At 40.4% G+C, this 24,879-nt stretch carries 22 protein-coding genes and 2 pseudogenes; 9 read left to right on the plus strand and 15 right to left on the minus strand.

What is annotated here, in order from left to right; translation table 11 throughout:
* Position 1: 1 nt before the first annotated feature.
* The 3 genes from XBJ1_RS19355 to XBJ1_RS03020 are packed head-to-tail and all read right to left on the minus strand — an operon-like array spanning position 2 to position 598.
* A complete protein-coding gene (locus XBJ1_RS19355) occupies positions 2-172 on the minus strand; it encodes a DUF4222 domain-containing protein (RefSeq protein WP_012987287.1) in 171 nt (56 codons plus the stop codon).
* A complete protein-coding gene (locus tag XBJ1_RS03015; protein WP_012987288.1) occupies positions 165-413 on the minus strand; it encodes a hypothetical protein in 249 nt (82 codons plus the stop codon). Before XBJ1_RS03015 ends, XBJ1_RS19355 begins: the two co-directional genes overlap by 8 nt.
* Positions 410-598 carry a hypothetical protein gene (locus XBJ1_RS03020; protein ID WP_038198345.1) on the minus strand — a complete coding sequence of 63 codons (189 nt, stop codon included), beginning with the start codon at positions 596-598 and terminating at the stop codon, positions 410-412. Before XBJ1_RS03020 ends, XBJ1_RS03015 begins: the two co-directional genes overlap by 4 nt.
* Before the next feature lie 190 nt (positions 599-788).
* On the opposite strand from XBJ1_RS03020, the gene XBJ1_RS03025 reads away from it, so the two are divergent.
* Positions 789-971 carry a YlcI/YnfO family protein gene (locus XBJ1_RS03025; RefSeq protein ID WP_012987290.1) on the plus strand — a complete coding sequence of 61 codons (183 nt, stop codon included), beginning with the start codon at positions 789-791 and terminating at the stop codon, positions 969-971.
* Positions 972-1,500: 529 nt separating this feature from the next.
* On the opposite strand, the gene XBJ1_RS03030 is transcribed toward XBJ1_RS03025, so the two are convergent.
* From XBJ1_RS03030 to XBJ1_RS03045, 4 genes and pseudogenes are all read right to left on the minus strand, one after another.
* Complete coding sequence (locus XBJ1_RS03030) at positions 1,501-2,307, minus strand: phage antirepressor Ant (RefSeq protein WP_012987291.1); 807 nt, start codon at positions 2,305-2,307, stop codon at positions 1,501-1,503.
* A 17-nt stretch (positions 2,308-2,324) separates the two neighbouring features.
* A complete protein-coding gene (locus XBJ1_RS03035; protein WP_012987292.1) occupies positions 2,325-2,606 on the minus strand; it encodes a helix-turn-helix transcriptional regulator in 282 nt (93 codons plus the stop codon).
* A 187-nt stretch (positions 2,607-2,793) separates the two neighbouring features.
* Positions 2,794-3,630 carry a hypothetical protein gene (locus tag XBJ1_RS03040; RefSeq protein ID WP_012987293.1) on the minus strand — a complete coding sequence of 279 codons (837 nt, stop codon included), beginning with the start codon at positions 3,628-3,630 and terminating at the stop codon, positions 2,794-2,796.
* Positions 3,627-3,881, minus strand: a pseudogene (locus tag XBJ1_RS03045) (tyrosine-type recombinase/integrase); the annotation flags it as partial. The gene XBJ1_RS03040 and the pseudogene XBJ1_RS03045, both read right to left, overlap by 4 nt.
* 59 nt (positions 3,882-3,940) lie before the next feature.
* Between XBJ1_RS03045 and XBJ1_RS20485 the strand changes: the two are divergent.
* Positions 3,941-4,635 (plus strand): IS1 family transposase gene (locus XBJ1_RS20485; protein ID WP_143827612.1). Its coding sequence is split into 2 segments (ribosomal slippage): positions 3,941-4,196 and positions 4,196-4,635, totalling 696 coding nucleotides; the frame shifts between segments, so codons are not numbered across the junction.
* A 27-nt stretch (positions 4,636-4,662) separates the two neighbouring features.
* Here XBJ1_RS20485 and XBJ1_RS03055 read toward each other — a convergent pair.
* Positions 4,663-5,637, minus strand: a pseudogene (locus tag XBJ1_RS03055) (tyrosine-type recombinase/integrase); the annotation flags it as partial.
* 163 nt (positions 5,638-5,800) lie between these two features.
* Between XBJ1_RS03055 and XBJ1_RS03060 the strand changes: the two are divergent.
* Both XBJ1_RS03060 and XBJ1_RS21850 read left to right on the plus strand, forming a co-directional pair.
* Positions 5,801-6,517, plus strand: a complete 717-nt coding sequence (locus tag XBJ1_RS03060; protein ID WP_012987296.1) for a LexA family protein — start codon at positions 5,801-5,803, stop codon at positions 6,515-6,517.
* A gap of 195 nt (positions 6,518-6,712) precedes the next feature.
* Complete coding sequence (locus tag XBJ1_RS21850) at positions 6,713-6,919, plus strand: hypothetical protein (protein WP_162467458.1); 207 nt, start codon at positions 6,713-6,715, stop codon at positions 6,917-6,919.
* Between the two features lie 25 nt (positions 6,920-6,944).
* On the opposite strand, the gene XBJ1_RS03065 is transcribed toward XBJ1_RS21850, so the two are convergent.
* Positions 6,945-7,949 carry an IS110 family transposase gene (locus XBJ1_RS03065; RefSeq protein WP_012987226.1) on the minus strand — a complete coding sequence of 335 codons (1,005 nt, stop codon included), beginning with the start codon at positions 7,947-7,949 and terminating at the stop codon, positions 6,945-6,947.
* A gap of 245 nt (positions 7,950-8,194) precedes the next feature.
* Here XBJ1_RS03065 and XBJ1_RS03070 point away from each other — a divergent pair, with 245 nt between their 5' ends.
* On the plus strand, positions 8,195-9,151 hold the full coding sequence (locus XBJ1_RS03070; protein ID WP_012987297.1) for an IS110 family transposase: 957 nt from the start codon (positions 8,195-8,197) through the stop codon (positions 9,149-9,151).
* A gap of 321 nt (positions 9,152-9,472) precedes the next feature.
* Here XBJ1_RS03070 and cspE read toward each other — a convergent pair whose 3' ends face one another.
* On the minus strand, positions 9,473-9,688 hold the full coding sequence (cspE, locus tag XBJ1_RS03075) for a transcription antiterminator/RNA stability regulator CspE (RefSeq protein ID WP_012987298.1): 216 nt from the start codon (positions 9,686-9,688) through the stop codon (positions 9,473-9,475).
* A 1,114-nt stretch (positions 9,689-10,802) separates the two neighbouring features.
* Here cspE and XBJ1_RS03080 point away from each other — a divergent pair.
* On the plus strand, positions 10,803-11,396 hold the full coding sequence (locus tag XBJ1_RS03080; RefSeq protein ID WP_012987300.1) for a lytic polysaccharide monooxygenase: 594 nt from the start codon (positions 10,803-10,805) through the stop codon (positions 11,394-11,396).
* A gap of 138 nt (positions 11,397-11,534) precedes the next feature.
* Complete coding sequence (locus tag XBJ1_RS03085; RefSeq protein WP_012987301.1) at positions 11,535-11,930, plus strand: VOC family protein; 396 nt, start codon at positions 11,535-11,537, stop codon at positions 11,928-11,930.
* A gap of 1,020 nt (positions 11,931-12,950) precedes the next feature.
* Here the strand turns inward: XBJ1_RS03085 and XBJ1_RS03090 are convergent.
* The 5 genes from XBJ1_RS03090 to ubiG all read right to left on the minus strand — a co-directional run bounded on the left by XBJ1_RS03090 (position 12,951) and on the right by ubiG (position 18,968).
* Entirely contained in the window at positions 12,951-13,511 is a 561-nt protein-coding gene (locus XBJ1_RS03090; RefSeq protein ID WP_012987304.1) for an Ail/Lom family outer membrane beta-barrel protein, read from the minus strand.
* A gap of 654 nt (positions 13,512-14,165) precedes the next feature.
* On the minus strand, positions 14,166-14,432 hold the full coding sequence (gene yfaE, locus XBJ1_RS03095; RefSeq protein ID WP_012987308.1) for a class I ribonucleotide reductase maintenance protein YfaE: 267 nt from the start codon (positions 14,430-14,432) through the stop codon (positions 14,166-14,168).
* 1 nt (position 14,433) lies between these two features.
* Positions 14,434-15,564: a class Ia ribonucleoside-diphosphate reductase subunit beta gene (nrdB, locus tag XBJ1_RS03100; protein WP_012987309.1), complete on the minus strand. Its 1,131-nt coding sequence runs from the start codon at positions 15,562-15,564 to the stop codon at positions 14,434-14,436.
* A 12-nt stretch (positions 15,565-15,576) separates the two neighbouring features.
* Positions 15,577-17,868 carry a class 1a ribonucleoside-diphosphate reductase subunit alpha gene (gene nrdA, locus XBJ1_RS03105; protein WP_012987310.1) on the minus strand — a complete coding sequence of 764 codons (2,292 nt, stop codon included), beginning with the start codon at positions 17,866-17,868 and terminating at the stop codon, positions 15,577-15,579.
* A gap of 365 nt (positions 17,869-18,233) precedes the next feature.
* On the minus strand, positions 18,234-18,968 hold the full coding sequence (gene ubiG, locus XBJ1_RS03110) for a bifunctional 2-polyprenyl-6-hydroxyphenol methylase/3-demethylubiquinol 3-O-methyltransferase UbiG (protein ID WP_012987311.1): 735 nt from the start codon (positions 18,966-18,968) through the stop codon (positions 18,234-18,236).
* Positions 18,969-19,161: 193 nt separating this feature from the next.
* Here ubiG and gyrA point away from each other — a divergent pair, with 193 nt between their 5' ends.
* Together gyrA and rcsC are read left to right on the plus strand one after the other, a co-directional pair.
* On the plus strand, positions 19,162-21,804 hold the full coding sequence (gene gyrA / locus XBJ1_RS03115) for a DNA topoisomerase (ATP-hydrolyzing) subunit A (protein ID WP_012987312.1): 2,643 nt from the start codon (positions 19,162-19,164) through the stop codon (positions 21,802-21,804).
* Positions 21,805-21,986: 182 nt separating this feature from the next.
* Positions 21,987-24,821 carry a two-component system sensor histidine kinase RcsC gene (rcsC, locus tag XBJ1_RS03120; protein WP_071822432.1) on the plus strand — a complete coding sequence of 945 codons (2,835 nt, stop codon included), beginning with the start codon at positions 21,987-21,989 and terminating at the stop codon, positions 24,819-24,821.
* Positions 24,822-24,879: the final 58 nt, after the last annotated feature.

The raw sequence follows: 24,879 nt of genomic DNA on the forward strand, positions 1-24,879 counted from the left end.
ATCAGGCTCTCCCTGCGTAGGTGTATTCTTTAGTGAAACGGCTTACTGGCATGATGCACGGGGTGTTATAGCCATCACGGACAAACGTCACGCGGTTAAAGGCGACCGACAGCACCTGAACGGTTTCCCCGTTCTGATGGGTGTAGTAGTCATGGGGTGCGGGGTCACGCATGGCTCCCCCCCTGAACGGTAGACATATCTCTATAGTTGGAAGTGTTATCAATAGCTTCCTCACCTGCGATTACTTCAATCAGAAATACAGCAATATCGCCGGATAGCTTTGCCATCAGAGAAGAAATAACAGATATTTCACTGCCCTGTATTTGGTGAGGGTATGACTCAATAAGCTGATTAATAAATTCGAGTTGCTGGGCCTTTTCAGCGGCTTGATGAATAGTGATAGGCTTGCTCATGCGGCCACCCCTTGACGGGAAACAAATACCAGAGAGGAAATACCGACCAGTAAACGGGCTTCACCTTCACTGTCCGCCAACACAGTAATGAGACGTACAGGGTGAATATCCACCAGACGTTGAGTGCCCGATGCAATTAGGAATGTAAATTTAAGGCGAGTTTGGTTATGCTGTTGTATAGCCATAGCGTTAATCTCCGTAACGTAGTGGTCAGAGGCTCCGCTTGGACTGCAATCCGACGGAGCCTTGTTCTTATTGAATGCTGCAACATTCAACTGGCACCCAGTATAAATACAAACTGGCACCCACATCAATACTTTTTTTATAATTATTTTTGTGTATACTGGCACCCATAAACAAATGTGGAGAGCAGTAATGACACGTGATAATGTTAATAACAAATCACAAAAGATGAGCGCACGAGTGCCACACGAAATAGCCGATAATGTAGAATCATTAAAGGAACCTGGGGAAAGTACGGCACAGTTTATCGTCACCGCATTACAGGGTGAGATCAAACGCCGCCAACGCAAAACCAAAGCATCACCTGAGCAATAACTAACCGAGTGAACATTATTCACTTGGTTAACTCCCCCTCTTAAAGATGGTAAGTTGATTGAGCAATAACTAACCAACCCGATGTTATCGGGGAGCCTAACCAAACCTCTTAAAGAGGTGAGCCTCTTAAGCTGTTGTAATTCGTCGTAAACCAGAATTGGATTACGGATAAATGATTGATTTATCTTGTAAAGAAAATGTGCTTTACGCCAAAGGGTAGCATTCGCCGTGCTATCCTTTTCTGTTTGCACTCCACTTAATGAGGATCGCAAATTAACCGCGTCGCTAAATGATATGCGCATATTATAAGCAAACGCCAAATCTGGCGTTTGAATAGATATCAATGAGTTATCACTAAAATGGGCATTCCCACTTAGATGGGCTTTTAAATCCCAATTGGCGCAATATTTCACTGATGGGTGTCCGAAAATATTCGCATACCCATCGGCCAAAGTGAGGACTTCGACAGTAGGACTCCTCAAACTCAAGGAGTCACCAGAAATAATTGGATAACTTAAAGTTACAGAATTCATTGCTTCGCTTCCATACGCTGCGCTAACCAACGTTGAGCCAGTTCCATTAATTGGGCTTTTCGCTTCTCAGTCGGTGCGTCCAAATCAAGAAATGCACAATTGCGTGATTCCAAATACGTCAGTAGCTGTAATTGCTCTGCGGTCATGTTGTCTCTGACTTCTTTGGATTTAATGCCCTTATTTTTAGCCCATTTGACAGGATCTATACCCAGCACCAATTTATTAATAAATCGAGATTCATTGCTGTAAGCAAAGCCCTTTTGAGTGTCTCCGGTGCGTTCCATATATCCTTTCATCGCATCAGTCATGCTTTTATGATCTTCACAGGCAGCGACACGATTTTTACGCCAGTTCATCAGCGCAGCTTGGTGTTCTTCTGGTGCAACACGGCGCAGACGTTTTTCACAGTCGATAAAGTACTGGCGAGCCTCTTTACCTTCTTCGGTGCGTTCCACCATAGAAAGCTCTTTCGCCATATCAGAGCTAACACGGTATTCAGTTCTCGGACGACCTTTTTTGGAATTTTCCAAATAAGTCTCGTAATCCTCATTTTCAATAAAACCGTATTGATCAATGCGCTGTTTTATCCAGCTAGCAAACAGTTCCTTATTGCCAAGAAACTTATGCAGGTTTCTGGCATCAGTAACCATTGCTGCCTTTCCATTAATAGTTCCCGCTGTTAACGGGATCATTTCGGCATAATTCTTTTTTAGGTTCTCTTTGCGCTGAACTAAAATAGGCTCTTGATTGTTTTCAGCGTGAGCAAGTCCCTGACCAGTTAAGGCCGCATTTTTAGATTTCATATTTTACCCTGTCTTAATTAATTTGATTTTCGGCTGTAGGGGTTATTGACGTTCTCTACTGTTGGCGGGTTGCGTACCCAATGCAGTAAGTCACTGAGTAACCAAGCACAGGAATTGCGGCCTAGTGGTTTGCGGGCAGGGAAGCGGCCTTCGTTCTCCAGTTTCCACGCTGATGTTCTGGAAATAGAAGTGATGTGATGGCGTTCCTTTTCACGGATAAGACGATCGTAAGGTTCGCCATACTCGGAAAGGATAGAGCGGCGTTCTTCTGGTGTAGGAGTGTTATATCGAATGGTCATGTTACCCTCACTGTTTAATTGTTTTTGTGAGGGTATTCTTAATCAAAAATAAAAATAAAAAAATTGGCGTAAAACCTATGAAATTTAGTTAGTTATAGCCATTGGTGTTATACCCATTCATTTATTCTTTTTTAAGCCATTGGCGTAAATCTGGCATTTTAATGTTGTTTTACGCCAATGTGTTATGTTATCTGATCATGGATCTGACTTCCTCTATCGTTATATCTTCATCAAGAAAAACACTACTAATTGTCGCTGTAATATTATGAAGTGGGGTACCAAAATTATCGGAAAAAAATGCTGATATTTTTCTAACAAAAAAAGTTCTTTTTATTTGATTTTTTCTTTTTAAGATGGATTCACATTTAAATGAATTAGCCTGCTCATTTAAATCTTGCAAAAAAGAACTTATTGATGGTGATGTAACACCAACGCTATTCCATGCCCACCCTATAGCACCTTCATGCCCATATTTAGGAAGAAAATGTGAATTTTTATAAAAACAATACTTCTCTAAATGGTGATCAAGCATATTATTTGATTTTTCACTATTGTGCATTCTTTTGAAACGTTGAAAATAAGATTCATGGCTTGCATAGTTCATTATTGAAACATCTAATGGGGTATTGGATATTTCTTTATTTAGCTCAAATGACAATTTTTTTATTTTTTCTGTTTTTTCTTCTTTTTGTTTTTGCGTTAATAGATCCCAATCGCTAGGCCCTTTGATTGCGGAAATAATTTCATCCGTAAGAGATTGATAGAACATATAAGGATTGCGGCACTCATTCGCTCTATTAGATAATGCTGACCAAATGAAAATCATTTTTTCATCAAATATTAATTTATAAGCGACATCTTTCTCCGATAGAGTTGGAGTCCATTCATTAGAATCAATAAAACACCCCACTTTATCAAGTTCTTCTTTTTTTGCATCAGGGATAGGAATTGTAAAATCCAAAATCACTTCTGATTCATACCACTCAATCAAACAATAATCTACATACTCTGGGTATTCTGTCATTGCTGCCCCGCCTTTAATATAACCACATTTTCATAATTACCCGCCAATACATCCAGACGCTCACACCATTTGTTTAAAGCATCTAGCTTCTCTGGTAGGTATTGACTCTTATTGTATATAGCCATAATGCCCGGCAAAGCATGACCCAGAAGCTGTTCAACCACATGTGGCGCCACACCTAATTCATTGAGTTTAGTTGAAAAAGTTCTTCTTAAATCATGCAAACTCCACTCTTCATTGTGCTCTAATTTTGGTCATGTATTAAATGGTTAGTTGCTGTGATATGCTTCCGGCTTTTTAAGGATGAAGTATGGCCAAAGTTGATGTCTATTGCCGTTATTGCCACAAATCAGAACAGGTCAAAGGACATGGGAAAGGAAATGGCGGACATCCTCGTTATCGCTGTTATAGCTGCTGTAAGGTCTTTCAGTTGGCGTATACCTATCAGGCCTGCAAACCCGGCGTTAAAGAACAGATTGTCGATATCGCGATGAATAACGGGGGAATTCGTGACACCGCTCGGATCCTGAAAGTCGCCACCGCCACCGTCATGAAAACATTAAAAACCTCAGACCCCGAAACGTAACGACACTTCCCCTTGCGGAATGTGGCATCCAGATTGTCTGTGAAATCGACGAGCAATGGTCGTTTGTCGGCAATAAGAAAAACCAACGCTGGCTTTGGTATGCTTGGGAACCCCGCCTGAAGCGAATAGTGGCTCATGTTTTTGGCGATCGCAGTCGAAAAACGTTAGACAAGCTGCTTACCCTCTTATCTTCCTTTACTATTCGGTTTTACTGCACGGATGACTATGTTGTTTATGACCCACTTCCCGAGGAAGAGCACTTGACTGGAAAGGCGTTTACTCAGCGTATAGAGAGAACGAATTTAACGCATCGTACCCGAATCAAAAGGCTGAATAGAAAAACCATTGGGTATTCAAAATCGGAAGAAATGCACGATAAAGTGATAGGAACCTTTATTGAACGTGAACATTATTTTTAATACCTAATCTAATCATTTAATACATGACCCTAATTTTTTCCATATATTTCCACCATATTGTGATACTGATCCTGACCTTTTAATTTCCCCCAGAAGATAACCACTTTTATGATTTTGATAAATGAGTTTTTCTAAAAACGGTTTTAAGCATTCAGGTATTGGTCGAATGATTTTCTCACCTGATTTGCTATTTTCTTTTGGAACCGTCCATAACATAGAATCAAAATCCCATTCTGATAATTTAGATAATCTAACTTCTTGCGAGCGACAACCAAATACAATTAAAACTCTCAAAAAATTACTATAGTAAGGTAAATTCACATTTGTATTTAGAGACTGCCACAGTTGTCCGAGCTCATTATCTTTCAAATATCTTTGGCCTTTATTTTGCTTTTTTCCAACATCAAGAATAGTTAAATCATCCAGTGCATTACTTATTGCATACCTTCTTACTCGACAGAATTTGATGGCTTGCCTACATAGCTGGAATATAATTCCAGATGTCATAGGGGCTGCCTGTTTAATTCTATCAAAACATTGGAGCCAATAATGGGTTTCACAATCGGATAATGCCATATTTCCAATATAAGGATATATGTGTTTCTGCAATTGAGAAATGTGTTTATCAATATTTACCCTGTTATCTTTTCCGTAGTTTTCAATCCAGTATTCAATAGCTTTTTTTACTGTGACTGGATTTAGTGATTCCTGCATTGTTAAGTTAAATTGGAGCTTTGGATCTTTACCCGATACGAGCCAATTACGGCACTTGGTTCGTATTTCTCGAGCCTGCTTGAGACTCATATCAGGATAGCGCCCAATGGTAAGTCGGTTTAATTTTTTACCATCAAGTCGATATGTAAAAACCCAGCTAATACCACCAACTTTGGACACCTTAGCGCTCAGGCTTGCTCCATCAGCAAAAAATTCGATCTTGTCATTTTTTCTTCCATGTAAGATCTTAAGTTTTTTGTCACTGAGTTTGTTTAGTTCGGCAGTCATGATTACTCAAAATATTTATACAAATGTTTATACACAGTCTGACGCAAGAGTGGAAAAACGTCAATAAGCACTAGAACAATACACAGCATAACATCATAATATATTTTTGATTTATAATATATTTATAAAATAACAGCAAAACACAGGAACATAAAATAATTTTATGAAAAAGAAACTCACAACAGAACAACTTGCAGATGCCAAACGTTTGAAGCGCATATTTGTGTTAAGGCAAAAGCAGCTCGGTATCTCTTCTCAAGATGCATTCGCGGACGAATTTGGCATGACTCAAAGCGCCGTTTCACACTATCTTAATGGTGTAAACGCCCTTAATTTGGAGAGAGCGGCCGATTTCGCCAATAAATTGGGCGTTAGCATTGCAGATTTCAGTCCATCATTAGATCAACAGGCAAGGAAACTCCTGAAAGCGGTCTATGGTGATGATCCTACTTTTGCCACCCATCAGCATCCTCAAAAACAATATCCACTGCTGAACTGGGCAAATGCAGGTAATTGGTGTGAAGAACCTGCACCGCTATATCCTGAAAACGATATTGAACAATGGCATGAAACTTCTATTGAATGTTCACCCCATGCTTTCTGGCTAGAAGTCAAAGGTGATTCAATGGCATCATCGAATGAATTAAACATACAGCAAGGTATGATCATTTTGATTGACCCTGATGTTAAGCCTATGGCTAATAACTTGGTGGTGGCAAAACTTGAGGGAGAAAAAGAGCTGACTTTTAAGCAATTAATTACCGAAGGGTACGATGCCTATTTAAAACCTCTAAATCCTCAATACAATATGATACCTCTCAATGAAAAAGTGCATATTGTTGGTGTTGTCATAGAGGCCAAGATAGCTAAGTTGCCCTAACAGTGGCAATAAGTTATAGGGATGGGGGTGTTTATAAACAAGGTGATCGCCATTTTATTATATCCAACGCACCTCTGAGCAGGCTTAATATGCAGGCAAACATTGTTCCGTCTTAACCGTTTGTTAATTCAGATTGAGTACATAGGCATAAAAATCTATGGTCCCCACCTTTTTTGCAACACTGATTTTTGATTGATGTTGGCTTGCTTAAATCTATCCGGCGTCACTATGGGCAGGGATGCCCGCGCCTCGATGAGTTCCGCACCTGATAAGCCTAAAAAACCGCACGGCTTCAGAGAGCCATTTTTTATGTCAGGATTCCATCAGGTCGATAAGCCGTTCATGTCATCAATAATCAGTCTTCGCAAAACCAGATTGGGAACTGCTTTAATTAACGATTAACCTGCCAGTCAGACTGGCGTCGTCGTTACCTTTCGAACACAGTTTGCCGTGTTGTGATTGCCCAGGCTATCCGGGCTAATTTGTTGGCCAGCGCACAGGCCACAACATTTGAGTGTTTTCGCTCAAGCTGAGCCTTTACCCATTCAGCCAGCCTTCCTGACTGATAATCGATTCTCTGGATAAAGACTCTGGCGCACTGGACAAGTAACCGTCGCAGATTTTTGTCTCCGCGTTTACTTATCCCTAAAAGCGTATTTTTGCCACCCGTGCTGTACTGGCGTGGTACCAGACCGGTTGAAGCAGCAAAATCCCGGCTACAGCCATACTGCTTACCATCGCCCAGCTGCGATGATAAGACGCTGGCAGTTATCGGACCCACGCCCGGTATTGTCTGAAGACGCTGTCCTGTTTCATCACGTCTCAGCTCCTGCTCCAGTGCCGTCTCAAGCTCGGTGAGCTGTTCGACAAGATAAAGATAATGGGCATGTAAGCGCATCAGCAACTGTGCCAGATAGGGAGGAAGTTCGTTCTCTGCCAAGACGGTTGAAAGTCTTTTTATCACGGCGGTTCCGATCGGCATACTGATGCCAAATTCCAGTAAAAAAGCGTGCATCTGATTAGTGGTTTTAACCCTGTCTCTGACCAGTGATTCTCTGACCCGATGCAGGGCGCGCATAGCTTGTTGCGCCTCTGTTCGTGGTTGCACAAATCGCATGGAGGGACGAGATGCAGCTTCGCATATGGCTTCAGCATCCACAAAATCGTTCTTGTTGCTCTTTACAAAAGGACGAACAAATTGTGGAGAAATCAGCTTCGCTTCGTGACCAAAAGCAGCGATCCGGCGAGCCATAAAGTGAGCACCGGCGCAGGCTTCCATTACAACAGTCGCTGATGGCGATCCCGCTAAAAACTCCATCAGTCTGGCGCGGGTAAATTTTTTACGCAGCAGGGCCTTTCCTGATTTGTCCTGACAGTGAACGTGGAAAGAATGTTTGCCGAGATCAATACCAATAAGCGTAACGTTTTGCATGATGGTCTTCTCCTGAAAGAAACACCCTGCCAGCATACCGCTCACAGGGTGGTGGGGACCATCTTGTATCTTTAATCTGGTTTATTATGGTTAAGTTAGATTGGTAACAATCATGCAGTCAGATAACCATCAAGGGATTAAGCCCGTTAATGAGCTTTCGACGCATGATTGTGACTTTTCTTCGAGAAACCCGAACAGTTGCTTGAAACACAATTCGTATTTGCAAGAATGGGAGCCGAAGAACCATGACTAAAACGATTTGTATCGGTATTGATGTTGCCAAAGCTTCACTTGAAATTGCACTTGGTGCTCAGGGAACCGTAATGACATATCCAAATACCCCTGAAGGTCATGATGAACTAGCGGCTACACTGACCAACTATGAGATTGATTTAGTTGTATTAGAAGCAACAGGGGGTTATGAGGTATCCGTTGCTTGTGTTTTACAGACCATAGGGCTGGCTGTTGCTATCGTCAATCCCCGACAAGCCCGTGACTTTGCTAAGGCAATGGGTAACTTAGCCAAAACCGATAAAATAGATGCTCAGGTGCTGGCACAGTTAGCCCTGGTTTTATCTCAACGAACAGACCGGGATAAAATAGTCAGGATATTGCCCTCTGCTCAGCAACGAGTCTTGCAAGCCATGATCGCACGTCGTCGCCAATTGGTCGTACTTTCCATCTCAGAACGCCAAAGGTTGGGGAATTGCCATCCAGACATTCGAGAAAGCATCACTTTAATGATCAGCTTTATACAGGAACAGCTTAAGGTCATTGAATCTGCCTTGTCTAAACACATTAAAACCTATCATCGTTCCAAACTCGATTTATTATCTACAGTAAAAGGCGTTGGGCCTGCCACAATAGCCACTTTGATCGCTGATGTACCGGAGTTGGGTAAGTTAACACGCCGGGAAATTAGTGCCTTGATTGGTGTTGCACCGTTTAATCGAGATTCTGGATTTTTCCGGGGGAAACGAACAATCTTTGGAGGAAGAGCAATGGTGCGTCGAATGCTATATATGGCCACGTTAACGGCAATTAGATTTAACCCCGTTCTCTGCGCTTTCTACAAGAGATTGACCGAAGCAGGCAAGCCAAACAAAGTCGCCATCGTTGCGTGTATGCGTAAATTACTGGTCATTCTCAATGCAATGATAAAAACAAATAGACCGTGGGACGAATCATTCCACACGGTGTAAAGTGAAAGACAGTTGCTCATTAACCACCCAATGCGTAACTTTCAGCAGGTGTTATCCTATAGAATTTTACTTGAAGAGACAGTTGGCACCCTAAAATAAAAAAGACCACGCCGGAGCGGAGCCTAGAATATTTTCCTGAGTCTTTCAGTATATAGAACTACAGTAAATTTTGCTGGGGTCGAGTTGCAAATTCTCAGTCTACGACTGATAGATACGAAAAAGCCTCGCATTTCTGCGAGGCTTTTATAATAACCTTATGTGCTCTGGTCTACACCTTCATCGCTATCATAAGGCTATCGTCTTATTCTGTTCAGCAGTGATTTAAGATAAAGCAATCACGTTAGTTGCTGATGGGCCTTTAGCGCCACTTTCTACTGAGAAAGAAACTTCCTGGCCTTCATCTAAAGTTTTATAATCATTGCTCTGAATTGCAGAGAAATGAACAAAAACATCTTTGCTTCCATCTTTTGGAGAGATAAAGCCAAAACCTTTATCGCTGTTGAACCATTTAACTGTACCAGTCATTGTATTAGACATGTTGAATTCCTTTAATTTTTTAAGTTGCCATAAGGCGTTGTAAGGTTTGTTTTCTGTTTTACTTATGGGCACTAAGTAGAAGAAATTCGCAATGAAGTGGTATCGAAGATAGCGCTAAAAGGTGAACTACTTTAAACTTGCTTTACATAAATAGGTCTGTACTTCCAAACCGATGACGCTATTAAGCACTACTTTTATTTACTTAGCAAGCTTTAATTTTATTTTTTTACACTACCGCCAATTACTGTACATATAAACAGGCACTTTCGGCCAACAAAAACAGTAAATCATCCATGCCACTCCCTCTACTTTATAGTTATCCCATAGAGCCTCCACCCAGCGCAATTCCTTAGTGATAGACTCCGACCACACAAAACATCGACATTATTATAGCGTCTAGTAAGCCACGACCATCAGATAGCTTGAAATCTTTTCCTGACGTCTCGGCTTGTCGAGCTGTTAGCTCCATATTTCAAACATCTTCTCCGACAGGGATACATTGCAATAATTAGCCGAATCCGCGTTTGATTGTAATAAATTTATGATATCATTTTTTCACGTTTTAACTTATGCCCCCACCAATACAGGGCATACTCAGAACCTATCCCATTAAGCTATTTTATTTGCCATTTTGAACCTGAGCAGTGTTCAAACTGACATCAACAATGAATACCTACTGGGATACGCTCTTGGCTTTAAGATTTGTTTAATGTCTGTTTATTGAATATTTTGCCATTTGAGTCTATTTTATTTGTGTGTACTTAAATGTATTATTTTTTTGTACACCCTCATTTGCTTCTCATTTCGCTCTTGTCCTCCCTATTATAGGGAGGTTTTTTTATATTTAATTATCCTATAAAAATAGGATTTCTCCTATCCAAAAATTTGTTTCAAAGTTATCAGAAACAAACTTCCTGAATATATTAATTAACATATTTTTCTGGCATACCTCTATCATAAATTAAGTATTTATAACTTACTACGTTTGTTATAAACATTTATATGCACCACAATAAGAAGCTAATTAATACTCTTATACGCAAGATTAAGATAATAAATATAGATAAATTTATGTATTTAACAATCAAATACGGAACAACATAGGAAATTCATCATGAACATTAAAAAGTCATTACTTTTGGTGGGATTGACTACTTTTGGTGCAATCCCATTTTATAGTACTGCTGACCCCGTGTCTCGCCATGGATATGTAGATTCTCCACCCAGTAGAGCTTTTTTATGTTATCAGCGTACCAACAAAGACTGCGGCAATATCATGTATGAACCGCAATCTGTAGAAGGGCCTAAAGGTTTCCCGGAATCAGGGCCACCTGATGGTCAAATTGCCAGCGGGGGCGTTGGCCAGTTCAGTCCTCTAAACGAACAAAGCGCTCAGCGCTGGCATCACGTCACAGTCAACAAAGGTCAAAACAACTTTAAGTGGACGCTAACCGCCAGACATAGTACAACCTCATGGCAATTTTTTATTACTAAATCTGGTTGGGACCCTAACAAACCACTCACTCGGGCGCAATTTGATCTAAAACCGTTTTGTGAACGTGATGATCATGGGAAACTTCCGGTTCAAAATGTCTCAATTACATGTGAGGTTCCAGAGCGTTCTGGATACCATGTCATTCTCGGTGTTTGGACAATTTCAGATACTGATAATGCTTTTTATCAAGTCATTGATGCTGATATAAAATAATATTTTAGGTTTAATATTATTTTCTCAATAAAATTAAGTTGATAAAAAATAAGTGCTAGCTGCTTGCTAGCACATTTAGCTAAATCAATTTAAAATATTAACTGATAATATTCAGTTTTAAATAAAACCCTATAAAAAATGAAAACAACGCCTGTCCTTAGAATTGCCAGAGCAACAGACAATTTGTCTGCAATCAAAGATATGTATTGCAAAGGATTGCAATTTACTCTATTAGGTGAATTCAGAGATCATGATAATTTTGATGGTGTAATGTTAGGGCACCCCAATCATTCTTGGCATCTCGAATTTACTCATCACCACAATACATCTGTTGGTAAGGCGCCGACACAAGATAATTTATTGGTTTTTTATATCGAAGATGTGTCTGAATGGCAGAAACAAAGCCAATTGATGCAAGAAGCCGGTTTTTCTCTCGTCCCCTCTTATAATCCTTATTGGGATCGAACTGGAAAAACATTCGAAGATATTGATGGCTATCGTGTCGTATTACAAAATACACCACCACATATTTAATCCATATTTTTTTCAGGCTTATCAAGCCCAAATTTGATGAGTCTTAACATGATAATTATCTTACGTATGAACACCTTTATTCGTGCAACGCAAGTCGTATATAATCGATTGGTTAATAAAGGAAAGGTAAAAATGTTGGCTTTAGGCACTGCGATGCGCAATTGACCATCAAGCCAGTAGTTTATTAGCCAAATCCAGCAATTAATATTTTTTGCATCCCGTAATAAGGTTTTATCAATATCGTGTTATGACATGAACATTTTCTGCTTTAGTTCATCGTTAAGTTAAATTTTTCAATGAGTTACACATAAACATAAAAATATTTTAAATTTTAAAAAATATTTTTATAAATACCTTGACTCTTTTTATTTTGCGCATAAAATCTCCTTCAGAATTTATATTTTCGTGAAATGCGTCACAATTTATAACCCTAAAGGAAATCATCATGAAATCTGTAAAATCTTTCCTCTCAAACGTACATAACGTCGTTATCCGCCTGTCAACAACTCGCTTTATGTAAGTGTTATGCAAGTGCAGAGATTGCCGGTTCAAAAGCAAGAGCTGGCTTTTTTATAAACTATTTTTCATCGCATTATCCATCCCCCTCAGATTGACTACAATTCAACCAAAACACCAGAAAATCCTCCCCATAAATATCACCGTGATAACTACATATCTAAATATAGATATATTCAGTACATAAAAAATGAATAAAGGTTAATTTTGAGCATCATTCAAGTAATAAGAATAAGACAAATCATTAATATTAAATATATTTTCAGAATCACTTCCAATATATTCATGAAAAACAGGATAATTATATGAACTTAATAAATATTTATAATTTAAAGTTAAAATCAGAGTTAAATATATTTTATGGTTGAGAATTATAATAATTACATTAAGATTTGGAGCTTTATATAAAAAATCCTGAACCCTATGATTTAAAGAGTTCAGGCTGCAATCATTTTATTAAATGATATTTAATAAATACAATAACTAATATAAATTAACAATAAGTTAGAAACGATATCCTATACCCAGCACCCATGTTCCAACTTTGATATCACTAAATTTTGAATATTGGTACGATGCATCAACTGCAATGTTTTCAATAGGATTGAATTGTAAACCGGCACCATAAGCGAGTGATGTCTTGCTTATATCAAACTCACTATCATCTTGTATCTTAATTTTATTGTGGGCTGCACCAATCATTCCATATGCGCTAATATAATCATTAAAACGATATGATGGCCCAGCTAATAAGGAGTAACTATCCGACTTAAATTTGGTAACGTTTCCAACGTGATCATTTTCAAACCTATTGAGCGTATAGGTCAATGAGCCAACCACACCAAGGTGGTCATCTAACTCATAACGATATTTTAAATTCAATCCATGTTGTTTTGTATTCCATTCAGTACCTTCACTCTTAAATACTTTAATACCATTGGCACTGTTCTGAGTCTGAGCATACCCCAAAGAAATAGTACTTTTACCACTATTACTGGCATTAGCACCGAAAGCAAAAATAGATAAGCCTGCTGCAATAGCGGCTGTTAATAACGTTTTTTTCATAAATTAAAATTCTCATTCTTCCAAAAAAATAAATCCTGCCAAATATACAAGAGACATATTATAAATTCAACAATAAAATAAAAACATCAACACCCGTCCAAAAAATTAAATTTTCTTTTAAATTCAAATAAATATATGATATCAGCCCTATTAAAACATTCACTGAACTGCCCAATCCATTCGACTATATATAACGAAATTAACTTTAACTTATTGTTTGTAAAGAAAATATCTAATTATTATTTTATTTGTGATTTTAAGAAATATCTTAATATTAAAAAAGTAGATAAGGGACAAATAGGAAAGATTATTATTCTTTCTGTAACACATTATTATATTAATTTTTTATCATTATAAATATAATGATAATTAAAACAAATAAATCAAGTAAGTATCTATATTAATAGCTTAACCTAATCAATAATATTAACTAAACTATCCTATCAAAAATATGAGATCTCGCCCTGTTTAACAATACAATATAATCTTGTTCTCGTTTTTGTAATTCAGGATTTGATAAATCCACTGTTGGAATAAGATAATCAAATTCATCTGCCACAGAATTATCACTACTATTTAATAAAAAAGATAATATCCTATCGGAAAGGTTAACAATTATTCATCGGCTGATAGATACCGCCAATTAAAGGAAGATTACGGTTCGATTTCAATATCAGTGAGTGGATGGCAACTACAAGGTAAGATCTCACCCTCATTAACAAATGCCAGTGGCTTGCAGGAATAGCCTACCTTGCCTTTCACCAAACGAACCCGACAGGAACCACAATATCCCTGACGACATTGGTATTCAAGTTGTACTTTGCCTTGTTCCAGTGCTTCCAGTAGGTTACGGTGGAAACCAGAAGAATAATAGACGGATAAACCCTGCCGTGACGGCAGGGTAATTTTGTAATCAGCCATATCAGAGTTCGAAACCGCTGAGATCCTCAGCATTGACTTCCGAGTCAATCTGACCGACTAAGTAAGAGCTGACTTCAACTTCCTGTGGAGCCACCTGAACATTATCAGAAACCAGCCATGCATTGATCCATGGGATTGGGTTAGAGCGAGCTTCAAATGGTAGCTTCAAACCCACCGCCTGCATGCGAATATTGGTGATGTATTCGACATACTGACACAGAATATCTTTATTCAGGCCAATCATAGAACCATCTTTGAATAAATAATCTGCCCACTCTTTTTCTTGTTCAGCCGCCTGTACAAACAGATCGTAACACTGCTGCTCACATTCTCTGGCAATTTCCGCCATTTCAGGGTCATCCTGACCAGAGCGCAGCAAGTTCAGCATATGCTGGGTTCCCGTTAAATGCAGAGCTTCATCACGCGCGATCAGTTTGATGATTTTGGCATTTCCTTCCATCAATTCGCGTTCTGCGAAAGCGAATGAACACGCAAAACTGACGTAGAAACGAATAGCTTCCAGAGCGTTAACACTCATCAAACACAGGTAAAGCTGTTTTTTCAATGCGCGCAGGCTAACTGTAATGTTTTTACCCGCCACATTGTATGTACCTTCGCCCAGCTGATGATAGTAGTTAGTCATTTCGATCAGAACGTCGTAATACCCCGAAATATCTTTGGCGCGCTTTAAAATCTGCTCGTTGGCTACGATATCATCAAACACAATGGCAGGATCATTGACGATATTACGGATAATATGCGTATAGGAGCGCGAATGAATCGTTTCTGAAAACGACCATGTTTCAATCCAGGTTTCTAATTCTGGAATGGAAATCAGCGGCAGGAATGCCACATTCGGACTACGGCCCTGAATGGAATCCAACAGCGTTTGATATTTCAGATTACTAATGAAAATGTGTTTTTCATGATCCGGCAATGCATTGTAGTCAATGCGATCACGGGAAACATCAACTTCTTCAGGACGCCAGAAGAACGAAAGCTGTTTTTCAATCAGTTTCTCAAAAATAGGATATTTCTGCTGATCATAACGCGCTACGTTCACAGGCTGGCCGAAAAACATCGGTTCCTGTAGTTGATTATTTTTTACTTGTGAAAAAGTGGTATAAGACATAACTTCCTCAAATCAAATTTTACACGCGCCGCCGTCACAATCGGAATCAGCAGACTCAACGACCTCTTCCAGATCACCCTGAACATCTTCCGCTCCATCGCGGGTGTTGTGGTAATACAGTGTTTTCACGCCATATTTGTAAGCGAGCAGTAAATCTTTCAGCAACTGATTCATCGGAACTTTGCCGTTCGGGAAACGAGCAGGATCATAGTTAGTATTGGCAGAAATCGATTGGTCAATGAATTTCTGCATGATCCCCACCAGCTGTAGGTAGCCATCGGTACCCGGCATTTGCCACAGCAACTCATAAGCCCCTTTCAGACGGTTATATTCCGGTACAACCTGACGCAAGATGCCATCTTTTGATGCCTTGATACTGATATAGCCGCGTGGTGGCTCAATACCGTTGGTCGCATTGGAGATCTGCGAAGAAGTCTCTGACGGCATCAATGCTGACAATGTTGAGTTACGCAGGCCATGCTGCCGGATGTCATTACGCAGGGTTTCCCAATCCATATGCAGAGGTTCGCGGGTCAGTGTATCCAGTGTTTTTTTGTAAGTATCAATTGGCAGAATACCCTGTGCATAAGTGGTTTCACCAAACCACGGGCAAGCACCCTTCTCTTTCGCCAGCCCATTCGAGGCTTTCAGCAGGTAATACTGAATGGCTTCAAATGTTTTGTGTGTCAGGTTATTGGCACTACCATCAGAATAACGGACACCGTTTTTCGCCAGATAATAAGCGAAGTTAATCACACCAATGCCCAGCGTACGGCGTCCCATTGACCCCTGTTTAGCCGCGATGATTGGATAATCTTGATAATCCAGCAAAGAATCCAGTGCTCGAACGGCCAATTCTGCTAATTCTTCCAGTTCCGTCAGATTATTAATGGCACCCAGGTTGAAAGCAGACAGTGTACACAGGGCAATCTCACCATTTTCATCATTGATATTATTCATTGGCTTGGTTGGCAGTGCAATTTCCAAACATAAGTTTGACTGACGCACAGGTGCAACCGCCGGATCAAATGGGCTGTGTGTATTACAATGGTCAACGTTCTGGATGTAAATACGGCCGGTTGAAGCACGCTCCTGCATCATCAGTGAGAACAGCTCCACGGCTTTAATGCGCTCTTTACGGATAGTTACGTCACTTTCGTACTGAGTGTACAGACGCTCAAATTCATCTTGATCCGCAAAGAAAGCATCATACAGCCCCGGGACATCAGATGGGCTGAACAGAGTAATGTCTTCCCCTTTGATCAGGCGTTCATACATCAATTTATTGAGCTGCACACCATAATCCATATGGCGCACGCGGTTACCTTCAACACCACGGTTGTTTTTCAGTACCAGCAGGCTTTCTACTTCCAAATGCCACAGCGGGTAGAACAAAGTCGCAGCACCACCACGGACTCCCCCCTGCGAACAGGATTTCACAGCTGTTTGAAAATGTTTATAGAATGGAATACAGCCCGTATGGAAAGCTTCACCATCACGGATAGGGCTACCCAAAGCACGGATGCGGCCTGCATTCACGCCAATGCCTGCTCGCTGGGAAACGTATTTTACAATCGCACTGGATGTTGCATTGATAGAGTCAAGGCTGTCACCACACTCAATCAGAACGCAGGAACTGAACTGGCGAGTTGGTGTGCGAACCCCCGCCATGATTGGCGTTGGCAGCGAAATTTTAAACGTCGAAACTGCATCGTAAAAACGACGGATGTAGCTCAGGCGCGTTTCTTTTGGATAAGTTGAAAATAGGCACGCTGCAACCAGAATGTAGAGAAATTGAGCACTTTCATAAATTTCACCGGTAACACGGTTCTGTACCAGATATTTCCCTTCAAGCTGCTTAACTGCTGCATAGGAGAAGTCCATATCACGCAAATGGTTAATAAAACTGTCCATTTGCTCGAATTCTTCTTTGGAATAGTCTTCCAGCAAATGCTTGTCGTATTTGCCTAAATTCACCATCCGTACAACATGATCATGCAGAGCAGGTGGTTCGAACTGACCGTAAGCCTTTTTGCGCAGATGGAAGATGGCCAAACGAGCCGCCAGATACTGATAATCAGGCGCATCGCCAGAAATCAAATCAGCCGCTGCCTTGATCATGGTTTCATGAATATCGGCTGTTTTGATGCCATCGTAAAATTGAATTTGAGAACGCAGTTCTACTTGTGACACTGAGACATTTTTCAGACCTTCGGCAGCCCAGGCAACGACCCTGTGGATCTTATCCAGATCAATTTGTTCTTTATGTCCATCACGCTTGGTTACTAGCAGACTCTGGTTCATGGGGAAATACACCTTCTCTTTATCGTATCTCGCCTTTATCGCCTTTCTTGACATTGACATATTGACAGCACGATGTACCCGAAATGGCTAAAGGCCAATCGGGAACTAGTAGCAACGGAACGTCGAGAAACACAATATATAGGGGGTAATTAAAACGGTAATAACAAGATAATGTTAAATCCGCATTTTTTCAAGTGCACAAAACAGGGAAGTTTTGTGGATAACTTGAGGATTAATTTTGCCAAAAAGCCGATAACCTGCGTAGTTACTTGATGTTACTTTCACAAAACTATCGGCGAAACGGGGGAAATAAAATCTTAAAAATAATATCTAGTTGCCGTTTTATTAATCCCTAACTGTCACGTTTAAACCGATTGAGTATGAAGCATATAGTTCACGTCTACATTGTGTCCAAGTCGAAATTTATCTGTCAACGGGTTGTAATGTAATCCAATAATATGTTGATCTTTCAGAGGAGTCTTATCTATCCAGCCAATCAGTTCAGAAGGGCGAATAAATTTTTTCGCATCATGCGTCCCTTTCGGCACCATGTTCAAAATATATTCAGCACCAATGACAGCCATTAGCCAGGCTTTACGATTACGATTAATCGTTGAGAAGAAAACATGGCCACCCGGTTTGACTAATTTGGCACAGGCGCGAATCACGGATTCAGGATCTGGAACGTGTTCGAGCATCTCCATGCATGTCACAACATCATAAGAATGCAAATGCTGTTCAGCATGACTTTCTACCGTTTCCTGCACATAAGTGACTGGAGTATCGGATTCCAGTGCATGCAATCGGGCAACCTGCAAAGGTTCAAACCCCATGTCCAGCCCCGTCACATCCGCACCTTCACGCGCCATGCTTTCTGACAGAATCCCACCACCACACCCAACATCCAGCACTTTTTTGCCGAAAAGACCTCCGGCACGTTGCAGGATATAATTCAAACGCAATGGGTTAATCCGGTGCAATGGCTTGAACTCTCCTTCAAGATCCCACCAGCGGGAAGCAACCGCTTCAAATTTTTCGATTTCCTGTTGATCCACATTGGGATGAGACGGGATGTGTGAATCGGGGGTTTTGACGTTCATCAGCGATATCGCTCCTAAGAACTGCTTCACAGAAAGCTGCTCCACAGAAAATGTAACAGTATTATGGGGATGTGTGATAAGAGGGTATTATACATGCCTTAATCTTGAAATACCCGCATCTGGTTTTTATAAAACTGTCAATTTGTGGTATAATTTAAACCTTTGAATTCGGAGTATGAGGGATAGTGGCTCCATGAGCGACATTGCCAGAGAAATCACACCGGTCAATATCGAAGAAGAGCTGAAAAGCTCATATCTGGATTATGCGATGTCCGTTATTGTTGGACGCGCACTGCCGGATGTTCGAGATGGACTGAAGCCAGTACATCGCCGCGTACTTTTTGCGATGAATGTATTAGGAAATGATTGGAATAAATCCTATAAAAAATCAGCCCGTGTTGTTGGGGATGTGATAGGTAAATATCACCCACATGGCGACAGCGCTGTTTATGACACGATTGTACGTCTGGCACAACCCTTCTCCATGCGTTATATGCTGGTTGACGGTCAGGGCAACTTCGGGTCAGTGGACGGCGATTCTGCGGCTGCGATGCGTTATACCGAAGTACGCATGGCGAAAATTGCCCATGAACTGCTGGCAGACTTGGAAAAAGAAACTGTCAATTTTGTGCCTAACTATGATGGTACAGAACAGATCCCCGATGTGATGCCAACCCGTATCCCTAATTTGCTGGTGAATGGCTCATCAGGAATTGCGGTTGGTATGGCAACCAACATTCCACCTCATAACTTATCTGAGGTGGTTGATGGCTGTCTGGCTTATATTGATGATGAAAATATCAGTATAGAAGGCCTGATGGAATACATCCCAGGGCCTGATTTTCCTACAGCGGCTATTATCAATGGACGCCGTGGCATTCAGGAAGCCTATCGTACCGGTCGCGGTAAAATTTATATTCGCGCCCGCGCAAAAATTGAAACTGACGAAAAAAATGGCCGCGAAACCATTATCGTCAATGAAATTCCCTATCAAATAAACAAGGCCCGGCTGATCGAAAAAATTGCCGAGCTGGTGAAAGATAAGCGCATTGAAGGAATCAGTGCACTGCGTGATGAATCCGATAAAGATGGCATGCGTATTGTTATCGAAGTGAAGCGCGATGCCGTGGCTGAGGTTGTCCTGAATAACCTGTATTCACTCACGCAGTTGCAGGTTTCATTCGGTATCAACATGGTTGCTCTGCATCAGGGGCAGCCTAAACTGCTTAACCTGAAAGATATTCTTTCCGCGTTTATCAACCATCGCCGCGAAGTCGTTACACGCCGGACTATCTTTGAACTGCGCAAAGCCCGCGAACGTGCACATATCCTTGAAGCACTGGCTGTCGCACTGGTCAATATCGATTCTGCCATCGAGCTGATTCGTCGGGCATCAACCCCTGCCGAAGCCAAAGCAAACCTGATTGCCCAAGCGTGGGAATTGGGTAATGTTTCAGCAATGCTGGAACAGGCTGGTGATGATGCTGCACGCCCTGAATGGCTGGAGCCGGAATATGGCATTCATGACGGCAAATATTACCTGACCGAACAGCAGGCACAGGCCATTTTGGATCTGCGCTTGCAGAAACTGACTGGTCTGGAACATGAAAAACTGCTCGATGAATATCGTGAACTGCTGAAATTAATCGGTGAACTGCTTTTCATTCTGGAAAACCCAGAACGTTTGAGAGAAGTCATTCGTGAAGAACTACTGGCCATCAAAGATCAATATAACGATGCCCGCCGTACTGAACTCACTGAAAACTCAGCGGATATCAATATTGAAGACCTGATCAATCAGGAAGATGTTGTGGTAACGCTGTCTCATCAGGGATATGTGAAATATCAGCCATTGTCCGATTACGAGGCTCAGCGTCGTGGCGGTAAAGGCAAATCAGCAGCACGTATCAAAGAAGAAGACTTCCTTGAGCGTTTGCTGGTCGCCAATACACACGATACCATCCTCTGTTTTTCAAACAAAGGTAAAATGTACTGGATGAAAGTCTACCAGTTGCCGGAAGCAAGCCGTGGCGCGCGTGGACGTCCGATTGTCAACCTATTGCCACTGGAGCAAGAAGAACGCATTACAGCCATTCTGCCAGTACGTGAATATGAAGATGGGCTGAATATCTTCATGGCAACCGCAAGTGGGACTGTTAAGAAAACTAAACTCAGTGAATTCAGTCGTCCACGTAGTGCCGGTATTATCGCGGTAAAACTAAGTGACGGTGATGAATTGATCGGTGTTGACCTGACTGATGGCAGCAACGAAGTCATGCTGTTCTCTGCGAAGGGTAAAGTCGTTCGTTTCCTCGAAGAAGATGAAGAGACTCTGGAAGACGGTACTATCCGTGTGAAAGGTGTACGTGCAATGGGACGTACAGCGGCGGGGGTTCGTGGTATCAAACTGAGTGCAGGCGATAAAGTCGTCTCCCTGATCATCCCTCGTGGAGAAGGCGAAATTCTGACTGTCACCGAAAATGGCTACGGTAAACGTACTGCTCAGAGCGAATATCCGACTAAATCCCGTGCGACTCAAGGTGTCATTTCTATCAAGGTCAGCGAACGCAACGGTGATGTTATCGGTGCAATTCAGGTTGAAACCACTGATCAGATCATGATGATCACCGATGCGGGGACACTAGTACGTACCCGTGTTTCTGAAGTCAGCGTTGTTGGCCGTAACACACAGGGTGTTACTTTGATCCGTACAACAGAAGATGAAAAGGTCGTTGGTTTGCAACGTGTTGCTGAACCTGACGATGATGAAGACGAAGAAAATAATATAACGTCTCCTTCTGATGAAGGGAATAGCGAATCAGAAGATCAGGTATAACATATACCTTTCCTTGACTATTCTATAAAACTATTAAAAAAGCAGGCATTTTAATGCCTGCTTTTTTTGTGCAATTTTTTTACAAAGAACTTACAGGAACCAAATGCTGCTTTGTATTCCCTGCTACACTAGTATATGCTGTTAATAGTTATTATTAATCATTTTCTTCATCAGGCGATCTTTTGAGATATCTATCTTCTTTTCGAACGTCATTAAAGATATCCCGTTACCTTTTTCGGGTGCTTGGCTTTATGCTGTGGGTATTAGGCGCCTTATTAACCAGTTTTTATCTGGTAAATATTTTTAATGAAGTCAAATCAGACATTCGTCAAGAATATAATACTAACTACGATACAATGTTCTCTTATATTCGGCATACTACCAACACCTTGCGGGATATCCAATATATGACGGAGAAACATTTATCACAAAAGAATGAAAAAGATCTAACTATTACTCTGCCGTATAATAACCCTGCTTTCTCATATACTCCTCTGAATATGAATTCAGATTGTGATCTCTTACGTAAAAGCACACATAGTTATTTGGACTCATTAAATAATCTGATTTTATTTTGGAAAGATAATATTGCCGCTCCGCGAGGCCTGAATCAGATCTTTCTGGTTGGTACACAAAGTATGTGTATGGTGAGCTTTTCAGTTCGCAGTACCATAACAGAACCTGAAACACTGAAGAAAATGGTCTACGAAAATTTCCGTAAACTAATCATTTTGAAAGAACAAGGAAAAGAACGGAATGTCTTTTGGGTCATGCCTAACACAAGAGCTGACAGCGGTACTTTTTATATCCTTGCGCCGATCTATACCAATGGGCAAATGACAGCAGTGATAGGTATTGAACAAGCTATCAGGTTAGACTCATTTCTACCAACAAGAAATCGACCTATTTCTATTACAATGCTAAACCACTATAATCAGCCTGAATTATATTACCCAGTAAAAAATGATAATAAATTTCGTTATGCTGACTATAATATACAGACCCCTTATTTTGGTTATGATGAAGGTTTTTCCAATTTATTATTAAAACGACGCTTAGCACCATCTTCATTCAACGTTGTTTTTTCATTACCATTAAAATATATCTATAGTGAATTAAAGGTAACAATCATTAACAGTATCGTATTGAATCTTATCTTTACGATCCTGATTATTTTTTTTGTCTGGTTATTTGAACGTAAAATATTTTCTCCTGCTGAAGAAAATGCTATTCGTCTTGAAGAGCATGAGCAATTTAACCATAAAATTGTTGCCTCTGCACCAGTTGGCATCAGTATTTTACGGATTAATGATGGTGCCAATATTCTCAGTAATGAACTGGCACATAATTACACCAGAATGCTAACGTATGAAGATCAAAAACGTATCGTCGATATTATCTGTGATAAAACCAGCAGCTATATTGATGTTGTCACCAGTAACAACAATCACCTGCAAATTAGCTTTGTACATTCACGTTATCGAAATGAAGAAGTAGCAATCTGTGTACTAGTAGATATCAGTACACGGGTAAAAATGGAACAATCATTACAGGAAATGGCGTCAGCAGCAGAACAGGCTAATCAGGCAAAATCCATGTTTCTGGCAACAGTCAGCCATGAATTGAGAACACCACTGTATGGCATTATTGGCAATCTGGAACTGCTGCAATCTCATACATTGCCATCAGAATCTGCACGGCTACTATCAGCAATGAATAACGCATCATCATTGTTACTAAAAATCATCAGCGATATTCTCGATTTTTCCAAAATAGAATCTAAGCAGCTCAAAATTGATTCCAAGAAATTCTCTTGTAAAGAAATTGTATTGCATGTGATCTCAAATTATCTTCCCCTCATTGTGAAAAAAGAGTTGGGATTATACTGCTATATTGAACCGGACATTCCCGATATTATCAATAATGATCCCGTAAGGTTGCAGCAAATTATCTCCAATCTGCTGAATAATGCAATTAAATTCACAGAAACTGGCAGTGTTGTCATTACCATTTCTATAAAGCATAGTTACCTGTATATCAGTATCAAAGATACCGGGGTTGGAATCGAAGATAAATTACAAACTCAGTTGTTTGAACCATTTTTTCAAATCAACGCCAATAAACAAACCTTCTCGCAAGGTACTGGATTGGGATTAGCTATTTGCGAAAAATTGATCAATTTGATGGATGGTGATATTGAATTTATTTCACAACAGTATATTGGTAGTATCTTTTCTATCCGCCTTCCATTGTATGGAGCAAAGTATCATACCAAAGCGTATTCCAAAAACCGCACTCAACAAAAAATTGTACTGGCTGTTCGCAATGATTATCTAGAGAAATATCTACAGAATTTTCTTACGAAGAACTATTTTCAGATTGCCTTATATGACAAAAGTAAAATAGATGGCACAGAATTGGTGATCCTTGACCAGCCTGATGTACTAGACATTGCTGTACGTTACTACATAGAGATATCAGAAAAACATATTGGGCCGCCAAAACAAATTCGAGAACATTACTGGTTGCATAACACTTATCAACTCATCGAGCTTGACAGTGTGATCGATAAACTGCTATCAAAAAATAATCATATCTCCCCTGCCACTATATCAATGTCAACATCAATTCGGGCAGATAGCCGCTTGAGTACCATTAAGATCTTGGTTGTTGATGATCATCCTTTAAACCGACACTTATTGATCGAACAATTAAATACAATAGGATTCAGAACAGCCTCGGCGAATGATGGTATTGATGCCATCGAGCACCTGAAAAATAATTCAACGGATATTATTCTGACAGACGTGAATATGCCAAATATGGACGGATATGAGCTCACGAAATACCTGAGGGATAAAGGATATACCAGCCCCATCATTGGCATCACTGCTAATGCCCTGGCAGAAGAAAAACAACGTTGTGCGGATGCAGGAATGGATTATTGTCTATCAAAACCCGTCTCATTGGCAACATTAAGAGATACATTAATAGAATACAGTGATATTCAATCTTAAATTCATTTGCCCATTGGATAATAAAAAAATCGGTAACAACAATTACCGATTTTTTTAT

The organism is Xenorhabdus bovienii SS-2004, assembly GCF_000027225.1.
In the GTDB taxonomy this organism is placed as follows: domain Bacteria; phylum Pseudomonadota; class Gammaproteobacteria; order Enterobacterales; family Enterobacteriaceae; genus Xenorhabdus; species Xenorhabdus bovienii_C.